The organism is Hyalangium versicolor, from assembly GCF_020103695.1.
Taxonomy (GTDB): domain Bacteria; phylum Myxococcota; class Myxococcia; order Myxococcales; family Myxococcaceae; genus Hyalangium; species Hyalangium versicolor.
Window position 1 is genome coordinate 140,939 of sequence record NZ_JAHXBF010000024.1, and the last position, 19,955, is coordinate 160,893.

Below are 19,955 nucleotides of genomic sequence, written 5' to 3' on the forward strand. Positions count from 1 at the left end.
GGGGCGATTATATGGCCTCTATCTATTCACGCCTAGCTCCATTATTGGAAATAGCTGAGTATCTACAGCATTATAGAATCTCGTATCGATTCTCGTATCTATTCAGACAACGATTCACCATTAGTGCAGCCTGCTGGAAGCACACATGGCGACGGTAGACCAGCTGCTGAGCGAACTGCGCCGTCTGGGCCGAGCCCGGGCAAGTGAGCTCGGCCAACGGCTCGGCGTCTCACAGCCCACCATCTCACGGCTCATCACAGCCTCCGGAGATCGGATCTGCAGGATGGGCTCGGGCCGCGCAGTGGAGTACGCGCCCACTCGATCGATCCCCCCGCTCGGCACGCGCACTTCCATCTATCGCGTGGATGAATCGGGGACCGTTCATCGCGACGGCACGCTCCACTTCCTCGCGAGCGATCACCAATGGCTCGAACAAGAGAAGGGCCCCGGCACGTTCTTCGAGGGGCTTCCCCCCTTCGCGGTCGACATGAGCCCCCAGGGCTTCATCGGACGGAGCTTCTCCACTCGCTACCCCGAGCTGAAGCTCCCGCGCCGACTCGCTGACTGGAGCGATGATGATCGGCTGGTGGCCCTCGCCCTGCGAGGCGAGGACTGCTCTGGCAACTTGATCCTCGGCGACGAGTCCCTGAATCGCTTCCTCGCACAGCTCCCACAGCCCGCCCAACCCGATGACTATCCCCACCTCGCCCAGGCCTCGATCTCCGGGCAGCCAGGCTCCTCCGCGGGTGGAGAGCAGCCCAAGTTCCTGACGTACTCAGAAGGCCGGCACGTGCTCGTGAAGTTCTCAGGGAGCGAGGGCTCTGCCGCCCTGCGGTGGAAGGACCTCCTCATCTCCGAGAGCATCGCGCTCGACGTGATTCGCGCGGAGGGGTTGCCTGCCGCGACGGCTCGGCCGCTGTCCCTCGCCGGGCGCCAGTTCCTGGAGGTGGAGCGCTTCGACCGGATCGGACCGCGTGGCCGACGGGCACTGCTTTCTCTGGGCGCCATCGCCAACGAGTATCTCGGACATCTGGACCATTGGACGAACGCGGCCCGGCGCCTTCTCTCCGCGAAGCTCATCGGTCCAGACGATGCTCGCATGATGCGCTGGCTCGATGCCTTCGGACAGCTCATCGGTAACACCGACCGGCACTTCTGGAACCTCTCCTTCTTCGAGGACGCAAAGGGCCGGCTCCAGCTCACGCCTGTCTACGACATGCTGCCGATGATCTTCGCGCCCGTCGAAGGAGAGCTCGTCGAACGCCGCTTCGAACCCGCCCCGCCGACCGCGGACAATCTCGATGTCTGGGCCCATGCGGCTCGCGCCGCAGTGGCGTACTGGGGCCAGCTCGTTGAATCCACCGAGCTCAGCAGCGACTTCCGGGAGCGCTGCCTTCACTGCAAAACCGCGGTCGAAGAGCTCATCCGCCGGGCTCCTGTCGCGTGAAACGGATCCGCTAGGCTGCGGCCATGGATCCCGCCGACCGTCCCAAGACCTCCTATGAGCTGTTCCTCGCCCTGGTCGAGCAGTACCGCATGGGCCCTTCCCACGCGGCGCTCGTCACCCTGCTGCTCCGGATGACGACGGAGCTCGAAGCCCTGCGCGAAGCGCTGTCCAGCCCCGAGACCCCGGAGTCCGTTCGCGAGGCCTACCGCAAGGCCTACGAACGCACCGCCGTGCTGTCCCACAACTCCGCGGGCCCCACGGGAGGAGCGGAGAAGATCCTCCGCACGTTCTTCCCCTGGGAGGGAAGGGACGACCGCTTCGCTCCGGAACTCGAGATGATGAAGCGGCTCGGCGCCACTCCCGAGGAGCAGGAGGCGCTCCGCGACAAGATGGAAGAAGTCGAGATGTACACCTGATACCCGAAGGTTCACTCCCAGTAGCCATCCGGCTCTCTCCCATCCCGTACCCGACCGAGCCGCCCTGGCAACCTTCCCCCTCTCCACCTACGCTCCCGAGCCATGAGGATTCCGACGCTCCCCATGCCGCCCGCCGCCCAGTCCCTGCTCGCCACCGCTCAGCAGCTCGCGCCTCGCATCTCCGCTCGCGCCGAGGAAATCGAGAATGCTCGCAGGCTGCCTGCGGACCTGGCCCAGGAGCTGGCCCAGGCCGGCTTCTTCCGCACCTTCATCCCCGAAGCCTACGGCGGCTCCGAGCTGCACCCCGCGCACAGCCTCGAGATCATCGAAACCATCGCTCGCGCGGACGGATCCACGGGCTGGTGCGTGATGATCGGCTCCGCTACCGCCATGGTCTCGGCCTGGCTGCCCGAAGCCTCCGCGCGCAACGTATATAGCCCCCCCGAGACCATCACCGGAGGCGTGGCCGCGCCCATCGGCCGGGCCGAGCGGGTGGACGGCGGCTTCCGCGTCTCCGGACGCTGGCCGTGGGCCAGTGGCAGCCACAACTGTCAGTGGCTCATGGGCGGCGCGCTCATCATCCAGGACGGCAAGCCCCTGCTCTCGCCCAAGGGCATCCCCGAGGCGCGCGTCTTCGTCTTCCCCGCCAAGGACACGGTGCTCCACGACACCTGGCACGCCTCGGGCCTGTGCGGCACCGGAAGCTGCGACATCGAGGTGAAGGACCTCTTCGTCCCCGCGGAGTACAGCTTCTCGCTCCTGAGCGAGCGCCCGCGTGTCCAGCGGCCCCTCTATGGCTTCCCGCCCTTCGCGCTGCTGGGCGTGGGGCTGCCGGCTGTCGCGCTGGGCATTGCCCGCCGCGCCATCGACGACTTCGTCTCCCTGGCCCAGCAGAAGGTGATGTACCCCAGCCGCAAGCTGCTCTGCTCCCGAGGCCCCGTGCAGCAGGCCGTCGCCGAGGCCGAGGCGCTCCTGCGCTCCGCCCGGGCCCTGTTGTACGAGTCGGTCCATCAGGCCTTCGACGCCGGAGCGAAGGGCGATGTCTCCCTGCGCACCCGCGCCGACCTGCGGCTGTCCTATACCCATGCCACCCGCACCTCGGCGCGCGTCGTGGACATGGTGTACGAGCTCGCCGGAGGCCCCGCAGTCTTCCGCACCAGCCCGCTGCAGCGCTGCCTCCGAGACGTCCACGTGGCCACGCACCACGCCATGGTGGCGCCCCCCACGCTGGAGACCATTGGCGGCGTCCTGCTCGGAGTCGAGACCGAGACGGCCTTCCTCTGATCAGGGGAACCAGGCAGGCGGAGGCATCACTCCGCGCTGCCCGAGGGAAAGGTCGAGGGCCCCCCGTCTCCGATGCCCTCGGCCTCCAAGGCCTGGCCAAGAGGCAGGTCCGCGCCGGGCCGGGTATCATCGCTCCCACGAGAGGCACGATGAACTTCCCGAGGGAGCTGGTCGAGGCGGTCCGCAAATACCAGGTCGTCCCATTCGTGGGCGCGGGTATCAGCATGGGGGTGAAGCGGGGGACGTTCCCCTCGTGGATCCAACTGCTGGAGGGGCTCGCCGAGCGGATGAACGACGAGGGCCTGCCCGAGTCCGCCATGGCGGAGGTGCGGCAGCGTATCGCGCAGGGAGACTTCCTCACCGCCGCGGAGCTGGCCTTCAAGGAGCTGGGGGCCTATCGCTTCAACCGCTTCCTGCGCGAGCGGCTGCGCGTGCGCCAGCCCCCGGATGCGGACCTGTCCGTCATCCAGGCCCTGTGGGAGCTGCACCCGCCGGTGGTGCTCACCCCCAACTATGACGACGTGCTGCTGTGGGGCCGCGAGAACGCCGAGGCCGTCTCCAATGATCAGGAGGACGAGCTCAACCTCATGGACGCCGAGGCCTCGCCGGACACCCCGCGCGTCTGGTACCTGCACGGCACCATCCACCGGCTGGCCACGCTGGTGCTCGCTGGCGCTGACTACAAGCGGCTGTATGGGGACTCGGCGCAGCCCTCCAGCTACTCGCAGTACACCAACGCGCTGGTCCGCCTGCGCGAGTGGATCCGCGCCAAGCCCTTCCTTTATATGGGCTTCAGCTTCAGCGACCCCTACGTGCTCAAGCAGCTCGAGCACGTCATCGGCATCACCAAGGGCCGGCACGTGCCCAGCTTCGCGCTGATGAAGAAGGGGCAGATCGACCGCGGCGCGCTGTGGCCCAAGTACAACATCCAGCTCGTCGAGTATGAGGACCATGGCCCACCGCTCGCGACGTTCCTGCGCGGGCTGGCGCAGGCGGCCTTCGGGGGCAGCCGGCCCGGCGTGGCCCTCTCGGTCATGTCCTTCTCCACGCCACCAGCGCCCACGGAGCCCGCGCCCGTGCCGAGGCCCACGCTGGAGCAGGAGTACACGCGCATCCTCCGCAACCAGCACCGGCTGGTGCTGCTCGCCCCGGAGGATGGAGGCGCCCGGGCGCTCGCTCGCCGCGTGGCCGCGCATTATGGAGACCGGGTGACGTGGCTGGCTCCGCCGAACGTGCCGGACTGCACCGAGGCCGAGTACTGCCGTGCCCTCGCCGGGGAGGATCCGGAGGCGAGCTCTGTCACGAGCTTCGATGCGCTGGTGGAACACCTGCGGAAGAAGGCGGCTCGGCTCGGGAGGGATCATTTGATCGTCCTGCGCTACGAGTGGGGCCCGTTCGATCACCTCACGTCGCTGGGGCGCCACCTGCGCCGGATGATGGACGAGCCGTCCTCGGTGCAGTTCCACTTCCTCATCGCGGGCGGCGAGCGCTCGGCGTGGCTGCTGCACAACATGAAGAGCTTCTCGGTCTTCAAGGATGCTCCGCGCCGCGAGGTGCCAGACCTGACGGTGGACGAGGTGCGCCAGTTCCTGGATGGCGCGGGCTTCGACGGCTCGCGCTGGGCGCAGAGCGTGCACGAGGCCACGGGCGGACACCTGGGGCTGCTCAAGGAGGTGCTGAGCAGCGACGGGACGCTGGAGAACGCCGCCGTCACCACCCGGCTGGCGCGCAGCCCGTCGCTCCGAGGCAACCTCCACGAATGCCTGCGCCGCGATGAGCGCAACAGCTACACGGGAGACCGGAGCTGCAAGGCCGTGCTCACGAAGCTGCTGGCCGGCGAGCACGTGGAAGAGCTGGAGCCGCTCGACAACCAGGTGGAGTACCCGGAGGTAAGGCTGTACTTCACCGGGCTCGTGCGAAAGGACGCCGCTGGAAAGACGGTGCTGCGCTGCAAGGCCGTGGAGCTGGCCGCCCGTGAGGCCCTGGCGCGCAAGGACGTGAGACCGTGAGCCGGTGGGCGCTGGCGCTCTGCGTGGCCGTAGCGCTCGGGGCCTCGGCTACTCGAGCCGATGAGCCCGCGCTGCTCGTCCCCGAAGGCGAGTCGGAATCCATTCTCAAAGATGCCCGCTGGGAGTCCATGGACTCCGTGAGCTCCGTGGCCTTTGGTCCCAAGGGGCTGCTGGCCACGGGCGAGAACAACGGAACAGTGCGGGTGTGGGAGATCAGCACCGGGCGCCTGTTGTGGCGCCAGGAAGGACACGTCGATGCAGTGAAGTCCCTGGCCTTCAGCCGGGACGGGAGCACCCTGGCCTCGGGCTCCGAGGACAGCACGGTGCGGCTGTGGGCGGTGAACACCGGGCGGGCGCTACGGCAACTCGAAGGGCACACCAACTTCGTGCTCTCCCTGGCCTTCAGCCCGGATGGATCGATGCTGGCCTCGGGTGGAGGCGACAAGACGGTGCGACTATGGAAGGTAAGCACCGGCGAACCCCTGGAGAAGCTCGCGGGGCCCGCCGCGCCCTCCGTGAGCTTCTCGTCTGAAGGCTTGCTCCAGGCCTCGGGCCGAGGCTCAACCCGGGTGAGGCAGTGGGATGTGCGCCCCGGGCACGCGGCCGTCCCCCAGGAACAGTTCGCCAAGGATGCCCAGAGCCCCGAGCCTCCCGAGGAGCCCTCTTCTGACATCCTCACGCCGGAGCAGATAGCCAATGGCGACGAAGCGCTGAGACAGCAGCCAGTGAACGCGGCAGCGACTCTCTCCGCCACCAGCCCAGATGGGCGCCTGCTCGCCATGGTCGAGGGCGGCAAGAGCGTACGGCTGCGGGAGAAGGCCACGGGCCGCCTCGTTCGGGAGCTGTTTCACGGCGCTCCCCTGCAGTCGCTCGCCTTCAGCTCGGACGGACGCACCCTGGCCGCTGGGGGCGACGACGCCACCGTGAGACTGTGGGACATCGCCACGACCCGATCCCTGCGTCGCCTGGAGGCGAACCAACCCCCCGTGTACTTCGTCGCCTTCAGTCCAGATGGGACGAAGCTGGTCTCGGGAGGCAGCGATCAGTGGATCCACATCTGGGACCCGGTTCAGGGGCTCGAGGTGCGGCGGCAATCGGCACCTCTGGGGCTCGTGCGCTCGGTGGCGATCAACAACGCGGGGGACCTGCTGGCTGCGGGGGGGGATGAGGCCCTGCTCTTCATCTTCCAGGAAGAGAAGGGCCCCTCGCCCCCCTATCTCAGCACCCTCAACAGCCCAGCGCCCCATCCCGTCTCGTTGAGTCCAGACGGAGGGCTTCTGCTCTCAGGCGCGGCGGATGGCACCCTGACCCTGCAGACGGTCATCAATGGCCGGTCAACCGACACGATAAGGCGCTTGAAGGGCCCCATCCACGCCGTGGCCCTCAGTCCGGATGGAGAGACACTCGCTTCGGGCGGGGAAGACGGGAGCGTCCGCCTGTACGACGTGCACCGCACCTCAGACAACACCTCGATTGATCCACGCGAGCCCCTCCGCGGTCACAAGGGGGCCGTGCGTGCCGTGGCCTTCAGCTCGGATGGACGGTTCCTGGCTTCCGCAGGGGACGACAAGCAGGTACGGCTGTGGGACGTACGCACCAGCCTCCCGGTGGCGACCTTGAAAGGCCACTCGAGCAGCGTGAAGTCCGTGGCCTTCAGCCCCGACAAGCTCACCCTGGCCACGGGGGGGAACAAGGAGGTCTTCTTGTGGAATCTGGAGACCTCGCGGCTTGAGCGCTCCCTGGTGGGACATACGGGATGGGTCACTTCCCTGGCCTTCGGCGGACCCAAGGGGCTCAGCCTCGCCTCGAGCGATGACAGCGGCGTGATCCGCCTGTGGGCTCCCGCGGAGGCCTCGCCCGCCCGAGGAGTGCTGCGCGCCGCTGGGCAGGGCTGGGTGAGCCAGTTCCCCGGTCAACCGCTCCGCCGCCAGGACGATGGGAGCTTCCTCAGCCGCCCCCGAGAGGACGGCGCGCTCGAGCCCATTCCACCACCACGGCCGGACTTGCCGCCACGGCTCTCGGTGGCAAGCCAGGAGTTCGTCGCCCCGCCCGAGGACTTCGGAGCAGGCGGCGAGTGGAGCCTCACCCTCTCCAACGCCTCGGAGGCGGGCCGAGCCTACTGGGTCCGCATCGAGCCCACCGAGCTCCCACCCGGGCTCCGCCTCCTGCCTCCGCCGCCCGTGGAACGCCTGGAGCCAGGGAAGTCGGTGGAGGTTCGCGTGGGGCTGTCCTACTTGAGGCCCGAGGGCACCTCCGCCGTTGCGGCGCCCCGGGTTCGCCTCAAGCTCGCGGATGCGTTCGGCAATGAGTTCCTCACCGATGCGCTCCCGCTGGAACTTCGGACACCTGAGCTGCGCATGGTGGGCGAGCCCCAGTTCGAGGGCGGAAAAGCCCTGACCGTGACACTGCGCAACGAGGGCACGCAGGCCACCGGCAAGTTCACCGTCCATGCCTCGCTGCAGGACAAGGACGGCAAGCGCTCCCCGGGGGCCAAGTCCAACCTCCCGAAGGAGCTCGGCTCGTACCCCTACGACAGCCTGAAGCCGGGTGAGGAGAGGCCGTTCTCCATCACGTTGCCCTCCGCCGTGCTCGACGCTCGCGAGTTCCCGCTCCACCTCACCGCGGACTACGACCAGTGGCCGCGCCGGTGGGAGGGGCCTACCACCCCCATGAAGGTGCCCTGGCCCTATGCGACATTCGCGCTCCTGGCCCTGGGCGCGGCCCTGTTGTTCGGCTTCGTGTACTACGCGAGCGTCTACCTCAACCCGATGGTGGTGCGCGCTGACAAGACTCCCGCCGCCCTCAAGAGCTACCCGTTGGCGCAGATGGCGGCAGCGGATCAGGCGCTGCGGCGAGCCCGGCGGCGGGACTCGGCCATCACCGCAGCGGGGATTCCCGTCGTCCGTTGGGAGCGCGCGCTCCGGGGAGCCCAGGAGCCCCATGCCGCGGCCACCGCCTTCGCGGAGGCCATTGGCGGCAGGCTCGGTGCGAGTCTGGCTTCCAACGCCTGGGCGCTGTCACTGCCTCCGCTGCGGCTGCGCTTCGCGCGGGACACGGCCGTCGTCGTCATCGACGGCAGTGGCCTGGAGTCCGGCGAGGCAGAGCGCCGCATGGCGGATGTCTTCCAGGACGGCCGGGGCCCGGGGCAGGTGCTGGTGCTGGACCGCACGAACGCGCAGAACGCGCGCCAGGTGCTGGAGGGCGTGCCACGCGTGCGCAGCGTGGTCCTCTCCTCCAACCAGCTCCGGGATCTGCTGTTGGCCGACGAGCCCGTGCGCGTGTTGGAGGGCATCATCTCCGAGCAGGTGGCCGTCTCGGAGCTGTCGCCCTACCAGGTGGCGGGCGGGGTGAAGCTGGAGAACCTCTTCTTCGGCCGCGAACGAGAGATCCGCGCCATCGTCGATCGCACGGTGCGCAACTTCCTCGTGGTGGGCCAGCGACAGATGGGCAAGAGCAGCCTGCTGCTCGCCGTGCTCCGGAGGCTCCAGGCGCGCTCGGATCTGGATGCGCAGTATGTGGAGCTGGCGGACGGGGACCTGCACCGGAGGCTCGCCCGCGAGCGCGAGCGCATGCCCGCGAACGGTGCGCCCATGCCCTCTTTCGAGGAGGTGGCCGCCGGAGTGCCTTCCCGGCCGCGCGTGTGGCTGATCGACGAGGCGGATGACTTCATCAGCGCGGATGCCAAGGCGGGCTACCCGGTGCTGCAAGCGATGCGTGCGCTGGCGGAAGAGGGCCGGGCGTACTTCATCCTCGCGGGCTTCTGGGATTTGTACCGAGCGGTGGTGCTGGACGAGAAGCAGCCGCTGCGAAACTTCGGCGAGCACCTGCGGCTGGAGCCACTGGATGCGCGCTCGGCGCTGGCGCTCTTGACCGAGCCGATGTCAGCGCTGGCGCTCCAGTGGGATGCGCCCTCCACGCCGGAGTTCCTGGTGGAGCAGGCCGGGCGCCGGGCGAACCTGCTGGTGCTGGCGTGCAAGGCACTGGTGGAGTCCCTGCCGCCCGATACGCACACGCTCACGCGCGAGCACCTGGAGCGCGTGTTCCGCGAGGACAAGGATCTAAGGGACCAGGGCCGGCGCTGGCGTGGAGATCATCCGCTGCACCGGGCGGTGGTGCGCCAAGCGCTGCTGCTCGGGAGGCCCACGCGCGAGGAGGTGCGGCAGACGCTGAAGGCTCGGGGCGCGGACATCCGCTCGGTGGACTTCGACGAGGCGATGGACCATCGCGAGCTGAGCTACGTGCTGGTGCCGGACGGAGACGGGCGGCTGTACTGCCCGGTTCCCCTCATGCAGCGCTACATCGAGGCGGAGCGGAGCTTGGAGGTGGGGCTCACCGAGGACCTCGAGGACCTGCGCCGGCGGGGACTGGCCGAGGTGCCGAAACCGATGTGATGGAGGAACAAGGCCTGCCAGCGTGGCCAAGCCTGTCAGCGGTTCCTCCAATAACCCGGCTTGCGTCGCAGGTGCGCAAACGCCACCACGCGCACACTCGCATCGATCTCGATGTAGACAATGGCGTACGGGAACCTCTTCAGTAGGATCCTGCGAGCCCCTGCATCAGCGGAGACTCCTTCCATCAGGCTGCCTGCGGCGGGGCTGGCCTCGATGCGACGAAAGCAGTCACGAGCGGCCATGAGCAATTCGTGCCCGAGCCCGGGACTGCGTGTCTCATACCAGACCGTTGCCTCACGAAGCTCGCGGCGGGCCTCCACCGAGAGCGTCAACTTCGGGCTCATTTCCTGGGGAGCTCGGCTTCAATCTCGTCGCAGACCGTCTCCCAATCACCTGCCGGCTGGGCACCAGCCCGCGCCTGCTTCGCCCGAAGTTCGATCTCCTGAGCCCATGCTGCTTCTGTATCCGGCTCGGGCTCGCCCTCCAGCCGGACCAGCAACTCGCGCAGGACGAGTGACTGCTCCTCGGGCGAGAGCTTGAGGGCTTCATCGAGCACCTGACGAGCGCGGCGTGTCATGTCCGAACGATAATGCTCCCACCGAGCCACGTCGAGCGACAGACCGGTTCGCAGAGAGTCGCCGGGGAGGGGCAGGCCGGACCGGCAGACACTTCGGGGCCGCAGCCTCTCATCCGTGGTCCGACGAACGTCCGGCCGGTAGCGCCCCCGGCGTGGGCTCCTCCGCATCAGCCGGGCCCGGCGCCCCTGGTATCCGGATGTTCAATTGTTCCAGCAGCGCCTCGGCCTCCAGGTTCTGCACGAAAGCCCGAACCTCGTTCGCGAGCTGTTCGTGGCGTTCCCTCGCCTGGGCCACCTCCCGCTGCAATGAGGCAAGCTCATACCCTGCGGCTTTCGGATCCGTGAAGATGTGGATCACCTTGCGCAGCAGCTCGCACAGTCGCGCGAGATCCTCTCGCGAGGACTCTGTGGCCCGGAGTAAACGCTGCTCAGCGTCTCGGAGCTGGGGCTCCGTCACCTGATCCCGGAGCGCAGCCGGAGTCTCCACGGTCGAGGCATTGCCCATGAGCCCTCCCAGCAGTCCTCCCAGGAGCGCGGCCCCCGCCAGTGCCCAACCCGAAGGCTTGTTCTTCGCTCTTGCCAGCAAGGCCGCTCCCGCAGCACTCACCGCGCCCACCTTCGTCGCCGACTGCCAGTCGAAGAATCGCGGCCCTGTCTTCAACACGCTCTGGAACCGGTCCGTGAGCGCCAGCGTCGTCGCTGTATCCACGTCCTCTCGCAACGCCCGAGCCAGCTCCTCGTTGAGCCGCGAGTGGACTCCCTCCACTCCGGCGCGGAGCCTCGCCACCAGCGCCTCCTGGAGACTCTTCGTCAGCTGGCGCTGAGGCCGCGGCAGTTTCGGTTCCGTGTCTCGCTGGAACTGCTCCGCCACGGCGGGGAGCTGGCTCCGCAGCCGCGCGCCTTCCTCCCGCAACAGCGCATCCAGCCGCGCGCTCACGCGATCGATCGTCTCGGGCTTCACGGCGGCCAGTTCACGCATCTCCAACAGCGCACGCAGATCCAACAGCGCCGCGCCCCAGGCTTCGACCTCTTCCAGCAATCGGTCCCGCTGCACCCGGAAGAGCGCCGAGGCCAGCTCTTCTCGCAGCTCCGGAACGCCCTCACCCGTCCTGCCAGAAACCACCGAGACCGCGATCGTCCGGCCAGGCAGTGCCTCCACCAACAGCTTGCGGACCCGCTCCTTCATTGCCAGAAGCTCCCCCGCCGGCAGCTCATCGACGCGCGTGAGCACCACCCGGAGCGCGATATCCGGAGCGCTCCCCGCGAGCTGCTGAAGCTGCGTGAGCTCCTCGGGCGGCAGCGCTTGTAACGCGGAGGTCACGAGGACACAGAGCCCGGCCCGTGCGCTCAGCGTCTCCGCAGCCTGCGCGTCGCTCGACACCTCCAGCCACTCCCAAGGCCGAGAAGCTCCTTCCGGCGGATCAGAAACATCAGGTCCGGCAGCAGAGGCGCCGGCGGGAAGAACCCTCGCACCATCGAGTGCTCGCAGGAGCGTGCTCTTGCCCACGCCCCGCGCGCCCGTCACCGCCACCACCGGCCGCGCGAGCCGCGCCAGCTCCTCCGAGGCCCGATACACCTCCGAACCGAACGGCACCGACTCGAACAAGGAGCGGATGTCCTCGGCCAACCGCTGCGCGAAGCGCCCCTGCTCCCGGATGCTCTTCTCGTGCTCCATGGCCTCTCCCGCGCGAGCGCTCCTCTCCGGCCCGAACATCGTAACGCGGCACGCCATGGATCAGGGCGACCCGACAGGTAGTCATTACTGCACGAATTCGCAGGGCCTGGCTTGACGGAACTCCGAGGGAGAACTCAGATGCGGTACGTCACTCGGTAGGAGGGCACATGGCTGACCATTCCTGGGTGCACGAGCTGTTCGCCAAGTTCGACCAGGGCGACATCGAAGGGTGGGCCGCGTACCTCTCCGAGGACGCCTCGTTCCGCATCGGCAGCGGCGTTCCCGTCTCCGGGCCCCAGGGCGCCAAGCAAGTCATCCACGCCATCCTCTCCATGGCTCGCAACATGCGGCATGACTTGATGGACGTGTGGCAGACCCCGCAGGGCATCGTGGTGCGTGGGGAACTCTCCATGAACCGCATCAAGGACGGCCGCCGCATCACCGTGCCCTTCTGCAACGTGTTCGATGTGAAGGAACAGCGCATCCAGCGCTACCTCTCGCACCTCGACCCCTCCCCTATCTTCGCGTGAGCAGGTAAAGCTCGCCATCACGGAAATCGTCTGAAATCAGGACAGATGCGGCATCGACTCCCCACCCCGTGAGAATGCGGGTGTGATGCTTCCGAGAAGCCTTTTCCCCTGCAAGTCCGCGCACTTGCACGAGGGTGGGAGAAGGCCTCCTTCCAGTGTTCACCGAGCGACTGGTGCATGGATGCTCCACTTCGGGCGAGCCCCTGGCGCGGCTCCCGAGGGAACGGAGTGTTGGCACGAGGGCTGCTGGGCAGACCCCGCCACTGCAGCACCCTTCCCCCCATCCAGGAGTGTTCATGTTCACGTTGCGTCAAGCGCTCGCGTCCGCCGCCGCGGCCCTCTCCCTGGCCGCCTGTGGTCCCAAAGAGACCCCGGAGCCTGCGCAGAACCCCTCCAGCGCCATCGACGCGGCGCAGGACGTCCTCAATCGCGGATCCACCGGCCAGTTGGATCCGCTCTTCGCTCAAGCAGCCCGCGAGTTCGATGTCCCGGCCGATCTGCTCAAAGCCATCTCCTTCACCGAGACGCGCTGGCAGATGGTGCACGGCGAGGAGGAGTTCGAAGGCATGCCGGCCGCTCACGGCCTGATGGCGCTGCGCGGTGAGGCCATCGTGCGCGGAGCGGCGTTGGCGGGTGTCTCGGCAGAGCAGGTGCGCACGGATGCGGCCTCCAACATCCGCGCGGCCGCGGCCCTGCTGTCCTCATACGCCGAGCAGCTGAAGGTGGACCGCAAGGACCTGGGCGCCTGGGCTCCGGCGGTGGTGCGGCTGAGCGGCATCAGCAGCGCGGATGCGCAGGCCGGGTACGTGCACCGCCAGGTGTACAGCACGCTGCGCAACGGCGTGGTGGCCGAGGGAACGAACGGCCAGGTGACGGCCTCCATCATGCCCACGCCGGTGGAGGCGAAGTTCGCGCAGCCCTCGGTGCGCGCGATGGCGGCGGGCCCGGACTACGCCGAGTCCGTATGGCATGCGTCTCCCAACTACGGCTCGCGGCCCGCGGGCACCGACATCCAGATGATCGTCATCCACACGTGCGAGGGCGAGTACTCGGGCTGCTGGGGCTGGCTGACGAACTCGGCGGCACAGGCCTCGGCCCACTACGTGGTGAACGAGAGCGGCAGTGAAATCTCCCAGCTGGTGGCCGAGGCCAACCGCGCCTGGCACGTGGCGGCCTCCTATGACTGCACCCTGAACAGCAACGTCATGTGCGGGCTCAACACCGTCTCGGTGAACCACTTCTCGGTGGGCATCGAGCACGCCGGCTTCGCGAGCCAGACGTCCTTCCCCACGGGGCAGATCGACGCCTCGGCGAAGCTGTCGTGCAACATCTCGAAGGACCAGACGGTGGTCCGAGACAGCTACCACATCGTGGGCCACGGCAAGCTGCAGCCGAACAACCGCACGGACCCGGGCCCCAATTGGCCGTGGTCGACGTACATCAGCAAGGTGAAGGAATTCTGCAATGACGCCCCTGCCGCGGGCATCGTGGTGGATACCAACAACGCCAACAACAACGCCTCGGTGGCCGAGTTCAAGGTCTCCTCGAACTGGACGGTCTCGTCCGGCACGCCCGGGTATTACGGCAGCAACTACTACTTCGCCTCCACGGAGGCCCTCTCGGATCCGGCGACGTTCCGGTTCAACCTGGCCGCGGCTGGCACGAAGACGGTCCAGGCGTGGTGGACGGCGGGCACCAACCGCTCGAGCGCGGCGCCCTTCATCATCTGGAACGCGGACGGCACCAAGCTGGGCACGGTGTACGCGAACCAGCAGGCCAACGGGGGCAAGTGGGTCACGCTGGGCACCTTCAACTTCTCGGCGGGCTGGAACGAGGTGCAGCTCAGCCGCTGGGCTGCCGAGGGTTATGTCGTCATCGCGGATGCCATCCGCATCGAGTAGCGGGTAACGGGGTGGGCTCGGAGCTCCTGGCTCCGGGCCCGGCTCCCCTCCATACCCGAGGAGTTCCCCGCCCTCTGTCAGACCCCTCTGGTGGGATGAGGAACGCTGACAACGAGGAGGGCGGCGGAGATGGAACACAAGGGGCTCGTGGAGCGAATCGAGGCAGAGCTGGAGCAGGGGATTGCGTTGGGCCGGTACCCCAGGGGCAGTCTCCCCTCGGAGCATGAGATGGCCAGGCGCTATGGCGTCTCTCGCACCACCATCCGCGCAGCGCTGCAGCGGTTGGCCGCCAAAAGGCTCATCACCCGGCACCCGGGGCGACGGACTCGCACCGTGGCGGTAGGCGAGGTGCTCACGCTGGAGAACCTGAAGCTGGTGCTCCCCGAAGAAGGTCGCGCCGACCCGGCCCGGAGAAAGCTGCTCGAGGGCTACTTTGCATTGAAGCGGGAAATCACGGTCGACCTGTTGGCAGCCTGCTGCCAACTGGCTCCCAAGGAGGACCTGGATCTCTTGAGCAGTGCCTGCTTCCTCTTGAGAGATGAGGCGCACTGGGAACTGGACCGCTCCGGGTGGGTGCGCCAGGAGTTCGAGCTGATGCGGCTCGCCGCACACGCCGTGGACCGGCCAGGGCATGCGCTGCTCGTCCAATCCTTGGAGCAGGCCTTCTGGGGCTTCTCGGAGCGAGTCCTCCCACACCTGCAAGGGCCAGCCATCGAAGAGTGGGCCATGTTGGCATTCCACGCCCTCTTGGAGAGGGATGGGACGACGCTGCGACGCGAGCTGTCGGCGCGCCTGATGGCGTTGGACGTGCAGCTGCTCGACCACCTGGCCCCGGCGCCCGAATAGGAGGCCCTGTCGGGCGCGACGTTTCCGAACCTGTCTGCTAGTTGGACAGGTTTGGTCCAAGCCTCCGCCACAGAGGGGGCCTCCACGGGAACGCATCCCGCTGGTTCGTACAGCAACGGCTCCGGGGGTGGATCTCCTTGGAGGAGGAGAGGCCGGGCTGTGGCAAGCTCGTGCTCCGCATGGAGACGTCCCCCCCTCCGCTCCTCCGGCTCGCCCACATCACCCGGAGTTTCCCCGGCGTCATCGCCAATGACCAGGTGAGCGTGGACTTCCATGCCGGCGAGGTCCACGCCCTGCTGGGAGAGAACGGGGCCGGCAAGACGACGTTGATGAACATCCTCTATGGCCTGTACGCGCCGGATTCTGGGGAGATCCTCTTCGAGGGCCGCCCGGTTCGGGTGGGTTCGCCTGCCCAGGCCCTGAAACTGGGCATCGCCCTGGTGCCCCAGCACCCGCTGCTCGTGGACCGGCACACGGTGGCTGAGAACCTGGCGCTCGGGCTGCGCGGTGGCTTCCTGCTCACGCGGCGCCGGCTGCTGGCCACGCTGCGCGAGCGTCTGGCCGGTCAGCCCTTGCAGGTGGACCTCGAAGCCCGCGTGGAGAACCTGTCGGCGGGAGAGAAGCAGCGGCTGGAGATCCTCCGCGCGCTCCTGCAGGGGGCTCGCGTCCTCATCCTGGACGAGCCCACCAGCGTGCTCACTCCCCAGGAGGTAGAGCCGCTCTTCCAGCAGCTCGCGAGGCTCAAGGCCCAGGGCATGGCCATCCTCTTCATCAGCCACAAGCTGGATGAGGTGCTCGCTCACGCCGATCGCATCACCGTGCTGCGCGCGGGCAAGAAGGTGGGCGAACTACCGGCACGCGAGGCCACCCAGGAGCAATTGGTGAAGCTGATGCTGGGACGAGACGCAGTGCCTCGGCCTCGGCTCGCGCCTCCACAGTCGGGCGTGCGGTTGGAGGTGAAGGACCTGGAGGTACGCTCCGATCGCGGGCTGCCTGCCGTGCGCAAGGTCCGCTTCACCGTGGCACCCGGAGAGATCCTCGGCATCGCGGGAGTCGCCGGCAGCGGCCAGCGCGAGCTGGTGGAGGCGCTCACGGGCCTGCGTCCCTTCCACGGTCAGGTGCTGCTGGAGGGACAACCCCTGGAGGACCACTCGCCAGCGCGGCTCTTCGCCCGCGGCGTGGCTCATGTACCCGAGGAACGGCCCGCAGGCACCGTGCCCACCATGAGCGTGGCGGAGAACCTGGCCCTGCGCACCTTCCGCACGGAGCTGCGCCGCGGGCCCTGGCTGGATCGCGAGCGCCTGGAGCAGAAGGCCACCGAGCTCATCCGCACCTATCAGATCGCCACGCCAAGCCCGGACACACCGCTGCGGCTGCTGTCCGGCGGCAACATCCAGCGCGCCGTGCTCGCTCGGGAACTGGCGGGCTCGCCTCGGCTGCTGATCGCCGCGCACCCCACGTACGGAGTGGACGTGGGCGCCACCGAGCAGGTGCACCGGCTCCTCATCCAGCGGGCTCAAGAGGGCATGTCCGTGCTGCTGGTGACGGAGGACCTGGAGGAGCTGTTCGCCCTCTCGCACCGCGTGGCGGCGCTCTACCAGGGCGAGCTGCGCGGCCCCTGGCCCGCGAGCGAGGTGGGCCTGGAACGGCTCGGAAGGATGATGACGCAGGCGGCGGAGGGAGCGGCATGATCCGCCTCGAGCAGGATCCGCTACCCCACCGAGCCAAGGTGTTCGGCGTGTACCTGGGAGTGCTGGCGCTCGCGTTCACGCTGGCCGGCGCGGTGTTCTCCGCCTACGGAGTGGGTCCACTGGAGGCCTACAGCACACTGCTGGAGGGCACGCTGGCCGATCGCCAGGGGCTGACCGAAGTGCTGCGCCGCACCATCCCCCTGCTGCTCATCGGCAGCGGGCTGACGCTGGCCTTCCGGGTGGGCTTCTTCAACATCGGCGCGGAGGGACAGTTGCTGCTCGGCGCGGCGGCGGGCACGGCCGTGGCGCTCTTCCTTCCTTCGAGCCCTCTCACCCTGCCGCTCATGTTCCTCGCGGGCGCGGTAGCCGGAGGCCTGTGGACGCTGCCCGCTGCCTGGCTGCGAGCCCGCGTGGACGTGAACGAGATCCTCACCACGCTGATGCTGAACTCGGTGGCGGGCTACCTCGTCCTCTACCTGGTCAGCGGCCCGTGGCGAGGCGAGCAGGTGCAGGGCTACACCTATACCGACGAGTTCCCCGCTCCCGCCTGGCTGCCGCTGCTGGGAGATTCACTGGTGCACTGGCCCACGCTGGTGATGGGAATCGTGCTCGCGGTGGCGCTCCAGGTGCTGCTCACGCGGACGCCCCTGGGCTACGAGCTGCGCGTGGTGGGAACCAGCCCCCGCGCCGCTCGCTACGCCGGCATGCCCATTCCCCGGGTGGTGCTGCTCACCGGGCTGCTCTCGGGCGGGGCCGCCGGGCTGGCCGGCGTGGGCGAGGTGGCCGGTATCCACCACCGGCTGCTGGACCCCTCGCAGATCTCCCTGGGCTACGGCTTCACCGCCATCATCGTGGCCTGGCTCGCCCGAGGCCACCCCGCCCTGGTGCTGCTCACCGCACCCCTCATGGGCCTCATCCTCGCCGGAGGAGATCTGCTGAAGATCAGCCTCAACATGCCCTTCCGCGTCATCGACGTCTTCAGCGGGCTCCTGCTGCTGTGCCTCATCGCTGGCGAGTCCCTGTCCCGCTACCGGCTGAGGTGGGAGCGATGATTCAGGAGATCCTCCAAGCCCTGGAGCGAGCCCTCTCCTTCGGCACGCCGCTGCTGCTGGCCTCGCTGGGTGTGCTCATCAACGAACGCTCCGGTGTGGTGAACCTGGGCGTGGAGGGCATGATGGCCATGGGGGCGCTGGCCGCTTTCGGCGTGGCCTCGGAGGCCGAGTCCCTGGGCTTGGCCGTGTGCCTCGCCATGGCCGTGGGAGCCCTGGCGGCACTGCTCCACGGCTTCGTCACCCTCACGCTTCGCGCCAACTCCTACGTGTCCGGGCTGGCCCTGGCGATGCTCGGGCTGGGCGTGGCGGGCCTGCTCGGCAAGCGCTACGAGGGCGCCATCCTCTTCGAGCCCGCACCCGAGCTGCCCTTCACCGTGGCAGCCGGCGTGCTGGCCGTGGTGCTCTGGGCCTTCCTGCACACCACCCGGCCGGGGCTCGTGCTGCGCTCGGTAGGAGAGAACCCCGCCGCGGCGGACGTGCTGGGCGTCCATGTGGTGGCGGTGCGCTACCTGGCCGTGGCCTTCGGCGGAGCCATGGCCGGGCTGGCCGGCGCCTTCCTCTCGCTCGCCTACCGGCCCGCGTGGACGGATGGCATGACGGCGGGCCTGGGATGGATCTCCGTGGCGCTCGTCATCTTCGTAGGCTGGAGCCCGCTGCGCGCGGTGCTCGGCTCGGTGTTCTTCGGACTGTTGTACTACCTGCAATTCCGATTGCAGGACCAGAGCCACGTGCCCACCGAGCTCTTCGCGGCGATGCCGTATCTGCTGGTCATCGTGGTACTGGCCCTGGCGGGACTGCGCCGCACCCAGGGCTCGGCTCCCGCGGCGCTGGGCAGGCCCTATCACCGGGGCGAGCGATAGAGGAGATTCATGAAGACACAGGCGTTGTTGCTGGCAGTACTCACGGGAGTGCTCGCAGGCCCGGCGCGGGCCGCGGACACCAAGCTCAAGGCGTGCTTCATCTACGTGGGGCCGGTGGGAGACATCGGCTGGAGCTACGCGCACGATGAGGCGCGCAAGCTCACCGAGAAGGCGCTGCCCTGGCTCACCACGCAAATCGTCGAGGCCGTGCCCGAGGGCCAGGCCCTGCCCGTCATCGACCGGCTGGTGAAGGGTGGCTGCAACGTGGTCTTCACCACCAGCTTCGGCTTCATGGACCAGACGCTCGAGGCGGCGAAGAAGTATCCACAGGTGGTGTTCGCCCACGCCGCGGGCTTCAAGCGGGCGCCGAACATGGCCACCTATATGGCCGACTTCTACCAGCTCTACTACCTCAACGGGCTCATGGCCGGAGCGCTCACGACTTCAGGCAAGGTGGGCTACGTGGGGGCCTTCCCCATCCCCGAGCTCAAGCGCCACATCTCCGCCTTCGCTCTGGGCGTGCGCGCGGTGAACCCCAAGGCCACGGTGAACGTGAAGTGGATCAACGCCTGGGTCAGCCCGGTGAAGGCGCGCGAGGCCGCCGAGGCGCTCATCGCCGAGGGCAATGACGTGCTCGCCTTCACCGAGGACACGGCCACCGTGGTCCAGGTGGCGGGCCGCAAGAAAGTGCCCAGCTTCGCCCACTACTCGCCCATGTATCGCTTCGCCCCGGACTCCGTGGTGTCCGGCCAGCTCGTGCACTGGGAGAAGATCTACATCGACTTCCTGAGCAAGGTGCATGACGGAACCTACGCGCCCGGCAAGCTCCAGGACGTAGACTACTGGTGGCTGCTGCGCGAGGGGGCCGTGGAGCTGGGCGGCCAGCCGGGCCTGCCCATCAACCCCAAATACGTGGAGGCGCTGAAGAAGGCGCAGCTCACCGTGGGCGGCAAGCAGGTGTCCGTGTACGACCGCGTGCAGGAATTGCTCAAGGACATGTCCTCCAGCAAGCCGGCGTTCGACCCCTTCACCGGCCCCCTGCAGGACCGCAACGGCGCCACGCGAGTGCCCGCCGGCAAGGTCATGACGCAGCAGGAGCTCAACCAGATGCAGTGGGTGGCTCCGGGAGTGGTGGGCCCCGTGGCCGACGAGCCGAAGTAGGCCCTCGCTTGCTCCTCCTGGAGGGGCAAGCGCTCGCGGAGTGTTCACGAGTCGGACTGGAGTACTCGGGACGGCTCGCCCCCGCCGACCCGCTTGTTAGAACGAGGCTCGCGGG

At 68.2% G+C, this 19,955-nt stretch carries 15 protein-coding genes; 12 read left to right on the forward strand and 3 right to left on the reverse strand.

The window, feature by feature from the left end; all coding sequences use genetic code 11:
- Positions 1-145 precede the first annotated feature (145 nt).
- The 5 genes from yjjJ to KY501_RS39900 all read left to right on the forward strand — a co-directional run bounded on the left by yjjJ (position 146) and on the right by KY501_RS39900 (position 9,547).
- Positions 146-1,447 (forward strand): type II toxin-antitoxin system HipA family toxin YjjJ, encoded by a 1,302-nt coding sequence (gene yjjJ, locus KY501_RS39880; protein ID WP_224369142.1) that lies wholly within the window; start codon positions 146-148, stop codon positions 1,445-1,447.
- A gap of 23 nt (positions 1,448-1,470) precedes the next feature.
- Complete coding sequence (locus KY501_RS39885; protein ID WP_224369143.1) at positions 1,471-1,863, forward strand: hypothetical protein; 393 nt, start codon at positions 1,471-1,473, stop codon at positions 1,861-1,863.
- 123 nt (positions 1,864-1,986) lie between these two features.
- Positions 1,987-3,147 (forward strand): acyl-CoA dehydrogenase family protein, encoded by a 1,161-nt coding sequence (locus tag KY501_RS39890; protein ID WP_224369144.1) that lies wholly within the window; start codon positions 1,987-1,989, stop codon positions 3,145-3,147.
- A gap of 149 nt (positions 3,148-3,296) precedes the next feature.
- Positions 3,297-5,156, forward strand: a complete 1,860-nt coding sequence (locus KY501_RS39895; RefSeq protein WP_224369145.1) for an SIR2 family protein — start codon at positions 3,297-3,299, stop codon at positions 5,154-5,156.
- Positions 5,153-9,547: a WD40 domain-containing protein gene (locus tag KY501_RS39900; RefSeq protein WP_224369146.1), complete on the forward strand. Its 4,395-nt coding sequence runs from the start codon at positions 5,153-5,155 to the stop codon at positions 9,545-9,547. The genes KY501_RS39895 and KY501_RS39900 overlap by 4 nt, the downstream gene beginning before the upstream one ends.
- A gap of 35 nt (positions 9,548-9,582) precedes the next feature.
- Here KY501_RS39900 and KY501_RS39905 read toward each other — a convergent pair whose 3' ends face one another.
- The 3 genes from KY501_RS39905 to KY501_RS39915 form a co-directional block, all read right to left on the reverse strand.
- A complete protein-coding gene (locus KY501_RS39905) occupies positions 9,583-9,891 on the reverse strand; it encodes a hypothetical protein (protein ID WP_224369147.1) in 309 nt (102 codons plus the stop codon).
- A complete protein-coding gene (locus tag KY501_RS39910) occupies positions 9,888-10,124 on the reverse strand; it encodes an addiction module protein (protein WP_224369148.1) in 237 nt (78 codons plus the stop codon). Before KY501_RS39910 ends, KY501_RS39905 begins: the two co-directional genes overlap by 4 nt.
- A gap of 109 nt (positions 10,125-10,233) precedes the next feature.
- Positions 10,234-11,799 carry a P-loop NTPase family protein gene (locus KY501_RS39915; protein WP_224369149.1) on the reverse strand — a complete coding sequence of 522 codons (1,566 nt, stop codon included), beginning with the start codon at positions 11,797-11,799 and terminating at the stop codon, positions 10,234-10,236.
- Between the two features lie 167 nt (positions 11,800-11,966).
- Here KY501_RS39915 and KY501_RS39920 point away from each other — a divergent pair, with 167 nt between their 5' ends.
- The 7 genes from KY501_RS39920 (at position 11,967) to KY501_RS39950 (ending at position 19,840) form a co-directional block, all read left to right on the forward strand.
- Complete coding sequence (locus KY501_RS39920; RefSeq protein ID WP_224369150.1) at positions 11,967-12,329, forward strand: nuclear transport factor 2 family protein; 363 nt, start codon at positions 11,967-11,969, stop codon at positions 12,327-12,329.
- Between the two features lie 296 nt (positions 12,330-12,625).
- Complete coding sequence (locus KY501_RS39925) at positions 12,626-14,230, forward strand: golvesin C-terminal-like domain-containing protein (protein WP_224369151.1); 1,605 nt, start codon at positions 12,626-12,628, stop codon at positions 14,228-14,230.
- Between the two features lie 129 nt (positions 14,231-14,359).
- Positions 14,360-15,076 carry a FadR/GntR family transcriptional regulator gene (locus KY501_RS39930; protein WP_224369152.1) on the forward strand — a complete coding sequence of 239 codons (717 nt, stop codon included), beginning with the start codon at positions 14,360-14,362 and terminating at the stop codon, positions 15,074-15,076.
- A 179-nt stretch (positions 15,077-15,255) separates the two neighbouring features.
- Complete coding sequence (locus KY501_RS39935; RefSeq protein WP_224369153.1) at positions 15,256-16,767, forward strand: ABC transporter ATP-binding protein; 1,512 nt, start codon at positions 15,256-15,258, stop codon at positions 16,765-16,767.
- Positions 16,764-17,819: an ABC transporter permease gene (locus tag KY501_RS39940; protein WP_224369154.1), complete on the forward strand. Its 1,056-nt coding sequence runs from the start codon at positions 16,764-16,766 to the stop codon at positions 17,817-17,819. The genes KY501_RS39935 and KY501_RS39940 overlap by 4 nt, the downstream gene beginning before the upstream one ends.
- Positions 17,816-18,679: an ABC transporter permease gene (locus KY501_RS39945; RefSeq protein ID WP_224369155.1), complete on the forward strand. Its 864-nt coding sequence runs from the start codon at positions 17,816-17,818 to the stop codon at positions 18,677-18,679. Before KY501_RS39940 ends, KY501_RS39945 begins: the two co-directional genes overlap by 4 nt.
- 9 nt (positions 18,680-18,688) lie before the next feature.
- Complete coding sequence (locus KY501_RS39950) at positions 18,689-19,840, forward strand: BMP family ABC transporter substrate-binding protein (RefSeq protein ID WP_224369156.1); 1,152 nt, start codon at positions 18,689-18,691, stop codon at positions 19,838-19,840.
- Positions 19,841-19,955 lie beyond the last annotated feature (115 nt).

Coding starts and splice junctions, on each gene's coding strand:
- yjjJ (WP_224369142.1), top strand. CDS start 146: ATGGCGACGGTAGACCAGCTGCTGAGCGAACTGCGCCGTCTGGGCCGA.
- KY501_RS39885 (WP_224369143.1), top strand. CDS start 1,471: ATGGATCCCGCCGACCGTCCCAAGACCTCCTATGAGCTGTTCCTCGCC.
- KY501_RS39890 (WP_224369144.1), top strand. CDS start 1,987: ATGCCGCCCGCCGCCCAGTCCCTGCTCGCCACCGCTCAGCAGCTCGCG.
- KY501_RS39895 (WP_224369145.1), top strand. CDS start 3,297: ATGAACTTCCCGAGGGAGCTGGTCGAGGCGGTCCGCAAATACCAGGTC.
- KY501_RS39905 (WP_224369147.1), bottom strand. CDS start 9,891: ATGAGCCCGAAGTTGACGCTCTCGGTGGAGGCCCGCCGCGAGCTTCGT.
- KY501_RS39910 (WP_224369148.1), bottom strand. CDS start 10,124: ATGACACGCCGCGCTCGTCAGGTGCTCGATGAAGCCCTCAAGCTCTCG.
- KY501_RS39915 (WP_224369149.1), bottom strand. CDS start 11,799: ATGGAGCACGAGAAGAGCATCCGGGAGCAGGGGCGCTTCGCGCAGCGG.
- KY501_RS39920 (WP_224369150.1), top strand. CDS start 11,967: ATGGCTGACCATTCCTGGGTGCACGAGCTGTTCGCCAAGTTCGACCAG.
- KY501_RS39925 (WP_224369151.1), top strand. CDS start 12,626: ATGTTCACGTTGCGTCAAGCGCTCGCGTCCGCCGCCGCGGCCCTCTCC.
- KY501_RS39930 (WP_224369152.1), top strand. CDS start 14,360: ATGGAACACAAGGGGCTCGTGGAGCGAATCGAGGCAGAGCTGGAGCAG.
- KY501_RS39935 (WP_224369153.1), top strand. CDS start 15,256: ATGGAGACGTCCCCCCCTCCGCTCCTCCGGCTCGCCCACATCACCCGG.
- KY501_RS39940 (WP_224369154.1), top strand. CDS start 16,764: ATGATCCGCCTCGAGCAGGATCCGCTACCCCACCGAGCCAAGGTGTTC.
- KY501_RS39945 (WP_224369155.1), top strand. CDS start 17,816: ATGATTCAGGAGATCCTCCAAGCCCTGGAGCGAGCCCTCTCCTTCGGC.
- KY501_RS39950 (WP_224369156.1), top strand. CDS start 18,689: ATGAAGACACAGGCGTTGTTGCTGGCAGTACTCACGGGAGTGCTCGCA.